Consider the following 16,510-nt stretch of genomic DNA (forward strand, 5'->3'; position numbering starts at 1 on the left):
AAATTGGATATATTTTTGCTGTTATATAGAAATAATAATTTATATGACAGAATGCCGAATATTTTTCATAACAATATCTCGCAAATAGAATTCGCAGCTACACAAACAAAGTCTACCTATCCAGGCTATACACCCTTGGGAATTCGCCTCCGTTGTAGCATCTGCCATCCAGATTTGCAGTTTGCGGAAATTTAAAATATTTGGGATACCCCCTAGCATTTAAGTTTAAGTTCATGCTTAATTCAGATATCTTAAGAGATAATCTTTAGTAAAAATGCCAGAATAATAGTGTAATAACGCAAGTTACTAGTTATTGTTACTGTCGTGAGCATCTCTTATTTCTCTCTCTGCGTTCTCTGCATCTACTACGGTTAATTGATCTTACAAATGATTTAGAACTGCTATAAATAGCTTTCAGAAGGTAATTATGTTAACAGCAAATAATCTTAACTCCAAAATAGTGCAATCCATCCCTTACAGCAATGGTGTTAATACACTTTTGAGCGGAGATAGTCAAAACCAGAGATTTTCATTAAGAAATCATCCATCTCAAAAATCACTAAAATCTTATTTAGTTTACTATTTATCCAATTATTTACAAGTTTCTTCTCAGGAATTAGATGTTAATCTTCCATTTCATTATTACGGGATGAATTTAGTAGATCAATTATGTCTTACAAGTGTACTTGAAGATTATCTTGGATACCGTCTTTCTAACGATATAGTTTGTAAACATCCCACTATTGAGAAATTATCTGAGTATTTAGTTCAGGGACTAACCATGCGATGAAAACACAATTGTTGTTCCTTGGCTCCATCAAAATTCATATAATCTAATTTTTGAAATAATGAAAGGATAAAGTATCTTCAATAATTTAAGTTTCAGTCGTTCATACTCATCCTTAAATTATTCTCTATTTTGTGGTAGTGTAAGAGCTTTTTTCCTTGATAGGTCAAATTATTCAACCGCACTAATGGAAATTTGAGTTAGATAATTATAGGCTAAGTTTATGGTAGGCATCAACTATTTATGGCTTCCTCCATCGGTCAATTGGACACTATTGAACAATGATGTTCATGTCTGGAGTGCTTCCCTCAACTTACCAACGTTTCGGGTTCGACAATTGGCACAAAAACTTTCAATAGACGAATGTATGAGGGCGGAGCGTTTTTACTTCGAGCGAGATAGGAAGCGTTTTATAGTCGGTCGTGGACTTCTTAGGACAATTTTAGGATGTTATTTGGGCATTGAACCAGAGCGACTACAGTTTTGTTATGGCCCTCATGGAAAACCAGCTCTTGTAGAAACACTTGATGAAAGTATAGTTAATTTTAACTTATCTCACTCCCAAGATTTAGCTTTATATGCTATTACTCTTAAGCGCAAAATTGGTATAGATGTTGAATACATTCGTCCTATTGCAGATATTGAACAATTTGCAGCACGTTTTTTTTCGGCTCGTGAACAAGCCGTCTTTAATGCGCTTCCAGCAAACCAAAAGCTAACAGCACTTTTTCATTGCTGGACTTGCAAAGAAGCTTTTGTTAAAGCTATTGGAGATGGATTAACTTTTCCCCTAGATCAGTTTGATGTTTCTTTGTCCCCAAGTGAACCAGCTCAACTGCTGAGTATTAGAGGTGATTACTCTTGTGTAAAGCATTGGTCTCTTAAGAAATTGAAACCATTTCCTAAATATGTCGCAGCTTTAGCTGTGGAAGAAAACGATTATCATCTTACATGTTGGCGGTGGCCAGAGTGAAGTACATGTAACTGAACTCTGAAAATTAGAGAAGATTTGGCGTTGCTCAATCACGGGATGATTTCGCCCAATTTGGAACGAATTTTCAATGTTTTCAACTGCCGATTCATCCCGCATTTATGCAACGCCGAAGATTTAAATACGCTTCCACTCTAGAGACTGAGGTGCTCCATCTAGGGATGGTGTAGTTAATAACAACTTATGACTTGTAATTTCAAAGGTACGCTCTAAGTCTGTTCCTATCCAATCAGGTATCAAACTAACTTCTACATGATGAATCACTTTATCTCCTTGAATTTCATATTTACCGCTATAAGAAATATAATTTATGGATGCTTTAAAATATCTAATAATTGCTTTGATAGACTTTCTACCGTTTCTAAATAAGAGCCAAGGATTTAATAAAATTTTCCTTGTTTTTACTAATTCCTCGGAAGATATCTCAAGAGGTAAACAATTATTTTTCATAATATTGACAGATACGTACCCATCTTGTGTGTATGTCAAATAACCGATTGGGTTTTTACCATAAGGATAAATTATCTTTCCATCAGAACTTTCGGTTTTCCAAGAGCTAAGTTTCCAAACACCTATAAAATCAGAATTTGTCATCTCTAAAATACCTATAACTTTCGTGAATGTTTAATTAATACAATAGTTTGTATTGCATTAATTTTGTGTTTATAATCAACTAGCAATAAGGTGTGATATCTTCACCACATTCGTCTACCAAATAAGACAATGACTTATAGCGCAGATTGATTATTTGTTGATACACAGGATTAAATTTACACAAAGGTGGAATGCGAAATACAGTGATGCCAAATAATTTAAATGTTCGCTCAAAAGGGCAATTAGCAGGAATAATTTTACATAAAATGCGAGCTATCGTAGGTTTGCGAATCTCGACAGATTCAAGCCATTGGCGGACTAATTGTAAGAAGTTAGCACTCTGTATAAAAATCTTAGTATGATCATGAAGTCTTTGCCAAACAAATATTTTTTTGAGCATAATACACCTCTTCCAGATTATAAAAATAAACATTATTGCACATTAGTATCATTTGCTGAGTGTAAGTAGAATGACTTGAAAAAACCAAATTATGTGAAGTAATCTAAAATTGGCGAAATTCAGTTTGTAGTCAGGACTAAAGTCCTGACTACAAACCTTTAATTATTTACAAAGAAAGGCAGAAGGCAGAAGGAAAGAAGTATTAATAAAAAATGCGCGTTGTGGGTCTAAAGCCCACTAGTATAAAAAGATTTGTGTCGAGATGCACAAGCCAAAGACACAAGGCGTCCTTGCTTCAATCCCACGTTTTTAAACGTGGGTTCCTTCTGCCTTCTGCCTTCGTACTTCTGCCTTCTGAAACCGTTCTACTTAGAGCTAAACCTTTGATTTGATTATGCAAATCTGCTTTGTCCGTTTAATATGAAGACGCATACAAAGACCCCACCCCGGCTTCGCCACCCCTAAGCGCAAGCGGGGAGGGGTTAGGAGAAGGGTAAAATTCTATACAGCTTCACGAAGGATTGGTATTAGGTAAAAAAATTGCATATATACAATCCTCACTGCTTTGCTATCGTTATTAACATTAATTATCTAGAAATCAAAACCATTTCTTCCAACTGCTTCAATGAAGGCGTAGTTGAATAAGGCTGATGCAGGGAAATGATCTCAGCTAATGTTTTCTTTAACTGTGTGCGAGCAACAATTTTATCAACAAAACCGTGACGCAGCAGGTCTTCAGCAGTTTGAAAATCATCAGGTAACTTTTCTCGCAGTGTTTGCTCAATGACTCTACGACCTGCAAAACCAATTAACGCCTTTGGTTCTGCGATGATAAAATCGCCTAACATAGCGAAACTAGCAGTTACACCTCCTGTGGTTGGATGAGTCAAAATAGGGATATAAAGCAAATTAGCTTCACGATGATACTCTAAGGCTCCTGAAATTTTAGCCATCTGCATCAGACTGAGCATTCCTTCCTGCATTCTGGCACCACCAGAAGCACAAACAATGACCACAGGATAATGTTTTTGTGTGGCTCGTTCGATAAGACGAGTAAGTTTTTCACCGACTACCGAACCCATACTTCCACCCATAAATTGGAAGTCCATGACACCAAGAGCGATGGAAAAGCCTTCAAGTTGACCTAAACCAGTTTGCACAGCATCTACTAAACCAACTTTTTTCTGAGTTTGTGTGAGGCGATCGCTATAGGCTTTGTGATCGCGGAATTTTAGTGGATCAGTAGGACGTATTTGTTCATCGAGAGCTACCCAGGTATCAGGATCAATGAGCTGACGAATACGTTCATGGCTATCTACTCGTTCATGATGTCCACATGCTAAACAAACCATCTGATTTGCTCGCAAGTCTTTAGTATAAGTTAAAACGCCACATGCAGTACATTTACTCCATAGTCCAGAGGCAAAATCATGCTCTTGGCGCTCTGGATTTGTAGGTGAAGATTTGCGACGATTTGCAAACCAATCGAATAGAGACATGAAACCTCCTAAATTCTCTGTTATTCATGAATTATTGCTAGTACTCTGTCAGGCTTAAATTGATGAATAAGAAAGTTAGTAGTAAGAACTGTACGCGTAGCGTCCCCGCAGGGTAGTCCTTATTTATTAAGTACTAAAGTGCTTACTACAAACCCTTAATTAAAACTTTAAATTCTGTCTTGTCTCTTATTTAATTGACTGATTGCTAATACTAACAATTGGCTTACCATCTACAAAATTGAAATAAAGACAGCTTTTTTCTGGAGCCTGAGAATCCCAACTATATATGGGTATTCCAGAATAATTGACGGAATCTAAGTCTTGTTGAGGCAGGTTTTGAAATGTAATTTTCTGTTTAGATAAAGCATCTAATAGTATGAAAACTAAACCCATTTCACTAAGACCTCTACTTTCTAGAGAAATACTTTTTCTTTCCCTAAGTTCATCAAGTTCAGATTCTGAAATCGTCAAACCCACACGATGAAATCCCTTTTTAATTTCAGCAATGTCTATAGTTTCAGCAACTTGAGTTAATTGATACATAGTTCTAACCTCTTTGATAGATATCTAATTCCTTACATCTGTAAAAAAGCTTGGTCAAACTGACGTAGCTTCAGTTTTACTGAATATCCAAAACAGCGTCAGGTAAAATCAATTGCATACGTTGAATCACGTTTTCATATAATAATTTCATGACTGGGAATGGACGCGCCATCAACTTGATTTCTTTAACTTTTCCATCCGATCCATGAGTTATTATATCTACACCGTGAATTGGATAACCATCAATTTCTCCAGCCCAAACAAGCACAGTCTTATTATCCTGTCTCAACTCTTCAATGCATTTAATATTTTGGATATTTGGCAAAACATTTTGAAGAACATTTAAAACTAAATCTCTTCCAACAATTGGAGTAATTGCTAATGGACTGAAAAAGATAATGTCTGGGTCCAACAAATGTGCAACGCTCTCTAGTGAATTGTATGTTTCAACAGCAATACGAAATGGATGGTTTTCCATACAAGTTCTATTCCTTCTGAAAATGAGTGTATTGTAATTAGTAGTATCAATTGCAGATATGCATATTCCACAATTTGAATGTGAGAGCAAGTATCAAGTAAGTTGAAATCTTTTATGAATGATGCAAGCACTGAGTACTCTCATCAAAAAAGGTTCTATAGAGGTACGTTGACTTGCATTCATTTTTGGGAGTTGATCAAGCCTGGTTATAAAATATCCGCTCTCAAACGTAACTGAATAGACTCATCTAATGTATGACGGAGCTTTTGAACGTAATCCTCTGGAGTGGATTTTTCTATAGAGTCATGCGCGAGGGGATAATTAAAATCCCAGTAAGACTGCAATTGTATACTAGAGTTAGATGCAAGCAGAAAATGACCAGGTGGCACTTGATAAACATTGGCAAACAAAGTACGGTCATCTGGTAGGATACCGTGATTACATTGCCAAAAAGATTCATCATCCCAAGCAGCTGGTACACCTGCTCCAAACAATGCTTTGACTTCAGAAGCAAGATAAAGATTACCGCCGTAATAAGAGTAATATAGGGGCTTAATACCAAAGCGATCGCGGGCAGCAAAGAATAATTCGTTACGTTGATCCCAAATCACAAAAGCAAACTCACCCCGTAAATGATGCAGACACTGGGTTCCAAATTCGTTGTATAAGTGAAGTGCAATTTCACTGTCAGAATGAGTTTGCAGCTGATAGCCCCAACGTTTCAAATCATACTGTATCCGCTCAAAGTCGTAAAATTCTCCATTAGCAACGATGTGTAGATTTCCTTGTGCATTTTGAATTGGTTGTTCTCCTCCAACAAGGTCAATAATACTCAGTCGGGTATGACCTAAAGCAACTCGTTGAGTAGGGTCTATCCAATATTTTTGTCCATCTGGCCCTCGATGATGTAAACTAGCCAAAGCTTGCTTAACTGATGCCTCAGAAATCTGTTTTTGATTTGAGAATAACGCTACTATTCCACACATAAGCTAGTCTTTTCTGCTTTTTTAATGAATGAAACTTAAATTTTTGCTGAGGTGGTACAAATTTTTGCCTCATCTAAACTACTGTTTAATTCACCTTGAGAAAGTTGCTTTTCTTGAGTAGATTCTTCAGATATCCAAGGTTGTAATTCAGGCCGATATTGATAGTTTTTAAATTCTTGGCGCATCTTCTCAATTGAACTATTGTCAGATAATCCTTTCTTGAGTTGGAAGCGATAAATCAACTCTAGAAACGCCCATTGACCCGATACACTTAAAAGTCGGAAGAAATGGTATAAATGTCTTGGATTCAAGCAACCAGCTAAACCAAAACTTTTCCATTGAAACAATGCATACCAAATTGCAGCATTAAAGAAGTTAACTTTGACACCAGCAAACACATTGCATCGCAGAGGCTCAAATTTAGTATTCTCCAGAAAATTATCGAAGTATTTGGGTGTATGATATCCTCCTAATAACTGATCTGCTCGATAAAGATCCATTAACCCAATATTTGTTCCTTGATTTACCAACTGCTGAAATTCTTTAAATAGATCAATCCAAAATCCTCCTATATTTTTGTAGCTCAGTTTCAAATACATATCAGTGAATTCTGGATTTAAATGCCATTTCCCTGCATAAGTTGGTACGTGAATACTGAACCACCACATCCAATCAAGATAAATACGCCAACTCATAATACTTGCATGACCTAGCTGTTTACCATGATCGAAGTAGACATGGTTAATTAAGTTGTGATAATAAAGATTGAACTCATTGTAAGCAGAACGTTTTTTATCTACATCTGCTTCACCTGCTATTTTAGCTCGAATAATTTCCGTAACACTTTCTACAGCAAACGCTAATAAAGTAGTCTCAATGCAATAGAAGCCGCCAAAGAAAGAAGCAGAATTACCAATTACATACCAATTATCTTCCGAGAAAAGTTTTTTACTTTTATAAGCAATTCTCGGTGAATAATGGAAATCAATGATTTCACCACTTTCAATGAGTTGATAAACAAGATTATGATTAGCTTGCATAAAAGCAACGAACTTTTCTTGTGTATCAATTCCCTGCGCTGGTAACACCTCATTATAATGAACAATACCAACAGAAAGTTCTCTTGATGGAATATCAGTGGGAGTCATCCATGACCAATGACCATAGCCAAAATAATGGTTAGTGGAATAGTAACGACTAGTGGATGTTTCATTTGGGTTATAGCCATCGTCGAAGATGGTGCGATTCACATTTTTCACTCGCAACCATGCTGTACCATTATTCAATCCACAAAGATTTTGTGGGCCAAGCAGAAGATTATCTGTTTTACGTCCAATAATAAATTGACGACCAGCACCATCGATAACATGATCGGCTTTCAGTGCTATTTGTTGATCAGCAACTTGAATTTTAACAGTATTAACAGCATCACCCTCAGTTAACTCTACATCAACCACAGATCCTTTGTAGACAGTAGCTCCCATGGCTTCATTCATGAGCAGTAAATCCTGCTCAAATTTCGTACGATTAATTTGATAAGAAGCAATCGAAAGTTGTCGGTTACACCAAATATGATAGTAATCGTCTAATGTCGTAGTTTGGTCTGGACGCTTGGGCCAATGAAAACTCAATGTAGACCTGAGAATGTGATTTTCAATTAAGTAATCGTGAAGCCCTAATTCCTTACAAAAAAACAAATCGGCAATTTCAATTGTGGAATCGTTAATGGCAGGTTCATTGTCTAATTCTTGTGCAGGGAGATCAACTAGAGCAACTTTGATGTTAGGAATGTTTAACATTAGGTGGCGAGCTTGGCTCAAACCTGCCAAACTTGTACCCAGAATTACAACATCGTATTTTAATGATTGAGTGGTGTACATGAAAGTATCCTCTGTTTTGAGTGAATTTTTGATGAGAGCAGTAGTGATATTTGCTTACACTACTGCTGGTAGTATTAAATTAAAACGCAAGTACAGCAGTCGGCTTTGCAGATGTCTCGACAAGAGCATTTAATAATGATTGTGGCCAAGGAGTTGCTATAGGAGTGCCATCAGCGAGGTGCTTGACCCACAATACTTGTTGTTGTCCAACATGTAGTTTTTCTGTAGTACCATCTTTCTGTTCGCGGAAAAATTCTAGATTGAACGTAGCTCCACACTCTGAAACAGACTCTACATAAAGAAGAACACGAATTTTATCAAAAGGCATTGCTTCTCGCAAATAATTCATTTGGCTGTAGAGACAAATCATTTCTCCTTCAGACTGAGAAATCATTAAGTATTCAGGAGCAACCGAGTAAAGGAAGAGGTCTAAAATTCGACCTTGCCAAATGAAATAGTTGCTGTAGTAAATATTACCAACTAAGTTTGATTCTTCTAAGGTTGTTTGGAAGAGTTCAGACTTGATTAATCTGCCTTGACGGTTATCGTCTGAGGAAGCATGGTAGACAGTAGTGCCAGAATTGAGATTAGACAGAGATGCAGGTAGTGTGGGCAGAGTTGCAATCGTTGATTGTTTGAGATTGAGAGTAGCTGGTTGTTTAGCACCAAATTGTTGCAGATATTCTTGGAAGTATTTGGGAAATAACTGAGATGAAGCTGTTCCATTACTACCTTTATGTACCCAAGTTGCTTTGACTTGTGCGATCGCCAAACGCTCTAGAGAATTATTTGGCAACACTTTACAAAACTCAATGTAGGTATCAAAAGAGGAACCAACTACATCGCCTAGCCAGCAGCGTGCTTGGATTGTATCGTAGGCAGTAGCTTCGCCTACTACTCGCAAGCTCACAGTTTTAGTCAATAAACTCCAATCACCATCTTGGAAATCTGTCAACATCTGTGAAGCAATACTTTTCATTGGTAGTTCACGAATTTTTCCGATCCAATTAAAGTATTGTGAAAAGTATACGTGGTGGCTGATACTAGCGCTTTCTCTCAAGCTGACTTGAAAACTTTGTTCAAAAACTGGTTGTCCTTGAGGGCCATGGTTCTTAGCAATACTTAAAGTTGATGATTTTGTTTGTTCTTGAGGTTGAGGAACAATGATCGCAATCATTCTTTCGGGAGGGCGAGTCAACTTCACCGGTATGGTAATGATGTAATAATCTCCAGAAGAAGTTTGACTTTCTAGTAGTACTGCGTCTTTCTGTTTGGCTACAAATCCAAAATTGGGTGGCGCTTGGTCAGTAACATTGAGGATAGCTTCGACTGCTGACCAGATACGAGTTCTAGCTGTTTGTGTTGTGTCTCCCTGCTGAATTAATTGATTTACTAGCGGGCGATAAGAGTTACTTAGCTGACTTATTTCATCATCTTCTGATTGATGGACTGGTTGAATGTGACATCCTTGGGGATTTTCTCCAACTGTGCATAGATAGTAGCGATCGCAACCAGACAAAGATAAATAGATTGCACTTGAACTATTCTCTTTGAATGTAAATTTTCCACAAGCAAGTGCTGCTTCAAGATCAAAATCTATTTCCTCTTGTGGGTTTAACCCTAACATCTGCAATGCTTGAGTTACAAGCGAATGCTTTTGCTGTTGTTCTTGTTGAGGAGCATATCCGAGAGTAACAGTTGGTTGATTAATACCAAATCCTGGGAACGTAGTATTGAGCAATTTTTGCAGATGGCTGCGATCGCGAGCTTCAGGAACAGCTAATTCAACTGCTGTGGGATTTTCTGGGTGTTCTTCCAAAATCCGTAGGCGATAACCAGTAATTCGCTCTACTATATATCCCTGTTCATCAAAAGCCACAACCTCACTGATATACTCACGTCCTTCTAGTTTTTGTAAAACGACATTAACAATTCTTGATGGTTCCTGTGGATTTGGACTGGGGAATAATTCAATCTGATCAATTTGCACAGGTAAACAAATGTGCTTGGGAATCGTTAACTGTACAGACTGAAGCAAAACATCCCGGAAATAGGGATCACCCAAGAGAATGTAACTATCTTGACCAGGAGCAAAACTATCTGCTAAAAGCTCAGTTACAGAACTAACATAGGAACGGAAAACACTAGTTTTTTCATTCAGCGAAAAGATACTACCCATCCGTTGGAAACGCGTACCCTGGAAAAGCAAATCTCCGTACAGGTCTTTTAAAGGTTCTATATCCAATGCTTGACCTAATTCCAACGCCGTTTTTGCTGTTTGTGTGGGCTGACCCAGCACTAAAGTAGCAGCAAAATGATCAGACGTAAAACCGCTTTGCTCAGTACGAATTCCGACTTTAACTCGTGTTTCTCCATAGGGATTAACTTCCAAAACCTCAGCATGAAGCTCAATTTCGGTTCCGTCTGTAGGGTGAACAACTATAGGACGTCTTAAAGAAATATCTTCAAGTCGTACAATTGCAGGTTGTTGTTGACCAGTGACATAAGCAGTAACTTGTGTCATCGCTTCCAAACCAAATACAGTCGGGAAGAGGTATGAACCACGCCATACATGATCCTGGACATAAAGGTCTCGTTCTAAGGTCAAACGAGTTCGAGTCACTAATTCTACACAGGGTTCCACATAAAGTACTTGGTCAACAAACCGAAGTCCTGTTGATAATGGTAAATCTACAGGAGACCAAGTATCCAGACCGCCTAATTTCGCTGCAATTACAACTTGTGAGACTCCAGGATCGTAATTAAAGAGTTTGAGAAAGCGATCGACACCTTCTTGGGTAGGAATAGCACCGATACCCATACGTTCTAGATTTTTGACGCTACCCATGCGCGCACCCATACCAACTTCACCCCAAACACTGTAAGCTAGGGAAATAGTTTGAGTTGTAGGATACTTATTTGCAAAGTTCTTAAACAGAAGTGCTAGAGACTCGTTCGCAAAGGCATACCATGTATTACCAGGCATTCCTGTGACTCCAATAATGGAGCTAAAAGCAACCAAAAGTTTAGGAGGATTTGCAGCTAAAGCCTGTAAAAGATTGTAAGCTCCCAGAAGTTTTGGTGACACTTCAACTACAGCTTCATCAACCTTGACTTGTTCTACTCGACGCGGTTTATTTAGACCTGCGCCATGAATTACTCCTGTAATTGCGCCTAATTCATCAGTAATTTTTGTAACTAACTCAGATACAGCTTCAGGGTTAGTAATATCACAAGAGTAATAGCGACAAGTTAATCCTTGCTCGGCAAACCTTTCTAAGGTGCGTGTAATCTCGTTTGTACCATCTTTTGGAGCAGGAGAGCTTCCAACTAAAGCCATTTTGGTACCGACGAATTGAGCAAGAGCTAAGGCACATTCAGCAGTAATACCCTTTGCTCCTCCAGTCACAAGGATGACATCATCTTTTGACCAAGAAATTGCTCGTTGAGTATAGCTATTTGGCTGTTGAAGACGGTGTTGAGGTACTAAGCGCACTAAATTAGCGTCATAGCCAACCGTAGATATAGGTGTGTTTCCTGATACTTCGCTAATCACCAAGTTAGCAGCAGAGCTAGCTTCAATTTCTAGAGCTAAGTCTACTACTCGGACTCGCAGATCTGGTCGCTCAAAATGTAAACTGCGAGCAAACGCAGCAGCACAACAGACTTCTGGAGCAATTGTTTGAACTTCGTTACCAAAACGACCGCCACCAAATTGTACGTATGCAATGCAAGTATTACCATCTTTTTTCGCAATTGTGGCAATACTTTGTAGACGTTCTACCATTGACTTGATTGGTAGAGGCGATCGCTGTTCTTGAGAGCTTGTTTGTGGTAAAATCGCGAAATAATGAGAGAAATCTTTTGGTAAAGATTGCTCATTAGCATAAATTTGCTGGTAAGTGACTTGCTCAACTTGCGCCCCAAAACCAAGGAGTTGATTGCTCAAAGCAGTAACTACCAGATTTTCTAAGACATCAGCAACAACTAATACTCTGGCTTGAGACCAGTTTTCTGTTGCTTGTGGAGCAGCTGCTTGAGCTATATACTCAACAGCGAAATTTCTTACCCAGTCAAAACTTTGTTGAAAGTTAGGAGCAGATACTTCAGGAGTCTTTGCTGTTGTTGCAACTGGAGCAGTCGCTTGATTTACCTTTGGTTGGGGATTTTTTGCTTTTTCAAAAACTGCTGCGACATCGGCCAAGGTTGAATTAGCTAGCGCGGAAGCGTCTATTTGACCTCCAACACCAAATTGTTTAGCCGCAGTAGCAATAAATTCCGCAGCTTTAATAGAATCTAGATTCAAATCATCTAGTAAGCGTAGCTCCAAAGATAAGGTTTCTTGGGGGAAGCCTGTTTTTTCTTCAACTAGCTTTAACAGGAGTTGCGTTAAGTTAACTGACTCCTGTGCAGATTCTGTACTTGCAGATAGCTGTGTTGTTGGAGCCGATTGTGTGTTCTTCTCCTCTGGCATAGCAGAGCGAATAACTGTTGCGATTTCTTGTAAAGTGGAGTTATTCAAAGCGGAAGAGTCAATTGTACCAACAACACCAAATTTTCTGGCAGCAGTAGTGACCAATTCACTCGCTTTGATGGAATCTAAATTTAAATCGTCTAAAAGTTTTGCTTCTGGGGTAACGATTTCTTTTGGATACCCGGTTTGCTGAACTACTAAATCTACTAAAACGGTTTCAACATCTGGGGTATCCTGACGAGAGTTAGTTGTTTGAGTAACTTCCTCTCTATCGATTACAGCAGTGTTAGAATGATGCTTGCCATTGGTAGAAGCCTTACCGTTACCGTTACCATTGTAAGCAGCTAGCCCATTGGTTTTAGCCTTACCGTTACCGTTACCGTTACCGTTGTAACCAGCTACTCCATTGGTTTTAGCCTTACCGTTACCGTTACCGTTACCATTACCATTACCATTACCATTGTGAGCAGCTAGCCCATTGGTTTTAGCCTTACCGTTACTGTTACCGTTACCGTTACCGTTACCGTTACCGTTACCATTGAGGATAGTCGGATAATGCCGATTTCTCAAGTGTGGCAAACTTTGTAAATCTGCGCGGATAACGCGAGCTAAAAATGAACTACGTTGGGAAAAGTAACTCGATAAAAACTCAATCAGTTCTTCTCTTGGCAAAGAGTTTGACGAATGGCTGAAATTATGCATGATTTTTATTTACCCTCATTTTCTCCGTTGTTGGATACCATAATCGGTAGACTTTCCAAGTCCGCTTGGATCAAGTTGGCTAAAAATGAACCACGTTCGGCAAAATAATTGGATAGCATAGATTCCAACTCTTCTTCTATTTGCCAAGGACGTGCTAAATCTGCTCGCTGTTCTGGTTCATATTCAGCGTTGAGTATTTGTCTCATTTCCAGCAAATCTCCAGCAGTTAGCATATCGGAGAATGGTTTTGCAGGAGGAATTTGCAGAGGACGTTCACAGGGATTTTCGATGAAAACACGTTGAGAAGCTGGAATGAAAGTGCGTACAAGTCGATTTTCGTAAAGTGCATTCCATTTAATTTCACCACCATGAACAAAGAAACTGCCTAAAAAGGTGTTGAGGTCTTGATCACGGTCTGGCTTTGATTCTAAAGGAAAACATTGGGGTTGTTGCTGTTCAGTGATGGCATTAGCTAAATTAGAAAGCACTTTACCAGGGCCTACTTCTACCATGAGATCACATTTTGATGCGATCGCTTTGACTGTGGAGATAAAATCTACTTGGGAAATGACCTGCTGAGAAAAATGTTCACGCAGATTTAGTCCTGGCTGGACTAACTGACCATTCACACTGGAGAATAAATCTACGGAAGTTGCTTTTAGTTCCTGGGGAATTGGTGCATTTGCTTGTAGATATTCCGCAGCTTGGGAGACAAGTTGAGAATGAAAAGCATTAGTAACAGGTAAAACAGTGGTTTGGATATTTTGGTTAGTAGCAAGCTTGACAACAGCTTCCACGCTAGAGCGATCGCCAGAGATCACAGTCTGTTTTGGACTGTTGATATTTGCCACTACCACATAACCATTTACTTGTTGTATTAGCCGTGTCGCAACTTCCGAAGAGCAACCAAGACTAGCCATGATCCCAGCATTATCTTCAGACGCAGACATCGCCTGTCCTCGCACTGTGGCTAAACAAAGCAAGGATTTTTCGTCAAATGCTCCAGCACAGGCGAATGCACTCAGTTCACCAAGACTATGACCACCGACTGCTACAGGTTGAATACCAAGACGTTCGAGATAATGCTTCCACAACAAAGAAGCAAGACAAATAGCTGGTTGAGCAACTTCAGTTTGTGCAAGCTGTTTTGACCATGCTTGTAGCTGTTCTGCATCTACAGAATGTTCCAGAAAACGATAAATTAACTCACTAACTGGCTTAACTCCTAATTCCTCTAGAGATGTATTTGCTTGGTTAACTATTTCTCTAGCCCAGTCGTAGCGTTCCACAAGTACGCGAGCCATATTTAACTTTTGAGAACCCTGACCAGGAAACAGAAAAGCAACTCGGTTGCGTTTGACGTTATTCGAGATCCAAACTTCTTTTTCAGGAGAAACAACCACCTCTCCAACAGCTGGAGGTCTATCGTTAAGCATTTGTTCGAGTTGTTTGAGGCGCTGGATCAATTCTTCTGGCGTACCAGCAACCACAGCAGATCGAACTAGCTCTTGAGATTTGATTTCATTGCTAAGTTTTGCTGCTAAATCCAGAAGTTCGGCGACACTAATTCCTGCTGCTATTTCTCTAACGCTTTGAGTACGTTCAAGTAAAGCTTGAACAGAAACTGCACTCAAGACAAATAATTCTGTGTCTTGGTGAGAAACTAGCAGCGCTTGTTCAGCTATCGATGGTTTCAGGCGGGGTGTAGGAGCATCTCCAGATTCAATGGTAATGTGGCAATTTATACCTCCAAATCCCATCCCAGAAACACCTGCTCGAATCTTTTCTGTCTGGTTGCGGATTTCTCCCTGGATAATCGGGTAAACAGACAAAGCAGATTTTTCCAGCACTGGATTTAGTTCTTGACAACCTGCGGTTGGAGGTAGGATTCGCTGGTTAACACCCATAACCGCTTTAATAAAACCACCCACGCCTGATGCTGCTTTGGTATGTCCCACCAAGGATTTGAAGGAAGTTATACCAATTGTACGAGGTTTTGCCTCGCCTTCGATACTCATGGCTAGTGCGACAGCATCTAATTCTGTGCGATCGCCCAGAGGTGTACCTGTTCCATGTCCTTCGATAAAATCAACGCTGTGTAAACTATAACCTGCTCTATCATAGGCACGACGGATTGCTTTTGCTTGACCAGTTTTAGAAGGTGCTGTAATTCCACCTTTACCATCAGATGAAATTCCCCAACCATTGATCACTGCATAGATATAATCTCCATTTGCTTGAGCATCTTCTAAACGTTTGAGAACCACAAAACCACAGCCTTCACCAGGAATAAAGCCATTAGCGCGGCGATCATAAACGTTCATATCCTGGGTAGCAAGCGCACCAGCTTTAGCAAATCCAATTAATTCAAATGTGTCTAAGCTGACATCTACACCGCCGGCTAATGCCAAGTCAAGGTCGCCGTTAGTTAAAGCTGTAGCAGCTGTTGCTATGGCTATGAGAGAAGAAGCGCAAGCTCCATCTACAGTATATCCACCACCATCAAAATTATAAAAGTTACAAACGCGACCAGCAATAGTATTGGAAAGACCAGCAGCTAATGCATCCTCAGTTACTGGTGGGAACACAGACTTATAAACTTCTTCCATTGTCTCTAAAAGGGTTTCCACAATTCCTTGTGGTAAACCTTTTACTTGTGCAGATACACGCAGAACTTTCTCCACATATGGCCAGCGTAATCTAATTGAACTGGCTCGTGATTGCTCTCCTGTCAAAGTATTTCCGAGAATAACTCCTGTGCGTTCAGTGGGAACACTATCACGAGCATATCCAGCATCTTTTAAAGCTTTGTCAGCGACTTCTAGAGCTAACCAATGGACAATATCAGTATGCTCAAAAGTCTTTTTAGGAATTCGCTTACCCATCCAGTCAAATTCAAAACCATCTATTACACCTGCACGTGTACCATAGGTTTTGTCTGGCGCTAGAGGATCTGGATCGTGATACTCAGATAGTGGTAATCGTTGATCTGGTAATTGTCTGAACTGGCGTCGCCTTGCTAATATATTTTCCCAGAGTTGTTTGAGGTCATTAGCGCCAGCATAGTGACAACCCATACCAACTACAGCGATCGCATTCTTAGAAGTTGAAGATTCTATTGCAGATGTTGTTATTTTCATTGGAGGTCTAGTTTAATAAAAGACACTGATTTTTGC

At 39.2% G+C, this 16,510-nt stretch carries 11 protein-coding genes; 2 read left to right on the forward strand and 9 right to left on the reverse strand.

Annotated elements, in window-relative coordinates:
* Window positions 1-427: 427 nt before the first annotated feature.
* Both B4U84_RS27320 and B4U84_RS27325 read left to right on the forward strand, forming a co-directional pair.
* The gene (locus B4U84_RS27320; RefSeq protein WP_131121273.1) at window positions 428-790 is read left to right on the forward strand and encodes an acyl carrier protein; all 363 of its coding nucleotides are present in this window, start codon (window positions 428-430) and stop codon (window positions 788-790) included.
* A 220-nt stretch (window positions 791-1,010) separates the two neighbouring features.
* Window positions 1,011-1,760 carry a 4'-phosphopantetheinyl transferase family protein gene (locus B4U84_RS27325; RefSeq protein WP_131121274.1) on the forward strand — a complete coding sequence of 250 codons (750 nt, stop codon included), beginning with the start codon at window positions 1,011-1,013 and terminating at the stop codon, window positions 1,758-1,760.
* Window positions 1,761-1,895: 135 nt separating this feature from the next.
* Here B4U84_RS27325 and B4U84_RS27330 read toward each other — a convergent pair whose 3' ends face one another.
* From B4U84_RS27330 to B4U84_RS27370, 9 genes are all read right to left on the reverse strand, one after another.
* A complete protein-coding gene (locus tag B4U84_RS27330) occupies window positions 1,896-2,372 on the reverse strand; it encodes a lipocalin-like domain-containing protein (RefSeq protein ID WP_131121275.1) in 477 nt (158 codons plus the stop codon).
* 79 nt (window positions 2,373-2,451) lie between these two features.
* Window positions 2,452-2,772 carry a Mo-dependent nitrogenase C-terminal domain-containing protein gene (locus B4U84_RS27335; RefSeq protein ID WP_131121276.1) on the reverse strand — a complete coding sequence of 107 codons (321 nt, stop codon included), beginning with the start codon at window positions 2,770-2,772 and terminating at the stop codon, window positions 2,452-2,454.
* A 587-nt stretch (window positions 2,773-3,359) separates the two neighbouring features.
* Window positions 3,360-4,271 (reverse strand): acetyl-CoA carboxylase, carboxyltransferase subunit beta, encoded by a 912-nt coding sequence (gene accD, locus B4U84_RS27340; protein ID WP_131121277.1) that lies wholly within the window; start codon window positions 4,269-4,271, stop codon window positions 3,360-3,362.
* A 186-nt stretch (window positions 4,272-4,457) separates the two neighbouring features.
* Window positions 4,458-4,814, reverse strand: a complete 357-nt coding sequence (locus B4U84_RS27345) for a hypothetical protein (RefSeq protein ID WP_017308600.1) — start codon at window positions 4,812-4,814, stop codon at window positions 4,458-4,460.
* 76 nt (window positions 4,815-4,890) lie between these two features.
* Complete coding sequence (locus B4U84_RS27350) at window positions 4,891-5,292, reverse strand: hypothetical protein (protein ID WP_044446439.1); 402 nt, start codon at window positions 5,290-5,292, stop codon at window positions 4,891-4,893.
* 206 nt (window positions 5,293-5,498) lie between these two features.
* On the reverse strand, window positions 5,499-6,278 hold the full coding sequence (locus B4U84_RS27355; RefSeq protein ID WP_131121278.1) for an asparagine synthetase B family protein: 780 nt from the start codon (window positions 6,276-6,278) through the stop codon (window positions 5,499-5,501).
* Between the two features lie 35 nt (window positions 6,279-6,313).
* The gene (locus tag B4U84_RS27360; RefSeq protein ID WP_131121279.1) at window positions 6,314-8,158 is read right to left on the reverse strand and encodes an NAD(P)/FAD-dependent oxidoreductase; all 1,845 of its coding nucleotides are present in this window, start codon (window positions 8,156-8,158) and stop codon (window positions 6,314-6,316) included.
* A gap of 79 nt (window positions 8,159-8,237) precedes the next feature.
* Window positions 8,238-13,334: an SDR family NAD(P)-dependent oxidoreductase gene (locus B4U84_RS27365; RefSeq protein WP_131121280.1), complete on the reverse strand. Its 5,097-nt coding sequence runs from the start codon at window positions 13,332-13,334 to the stop codon at window positions 8,238-8,240.
* Window positions 13,335-13,339: 5 nt separating this feature from the next.
* A complete protein-coding gene (locus tag B4U84_RS27370; RefSeq protein WP_131121281.1) occupies window positions 13,340-16,474 on the reverse strand; it encodes a type I polyketide synthase in 3,135 nt (1,044 codons plus the stop codon).
* Between the last annotated feature and the right edge of the window lie 36 nt (window positions 16,475-16,510).

Origin of the sequence: Westiellopsis prolifica IICB1, from assembly GCF_004323185.1 — a bacterium.
GTDB lineage: Bacteria > Cyanobacteriota > Cyanobacteriia > Cyanobacteriales > Nostocaceae > Pelatocladus > Pelatocladus prolificus_A.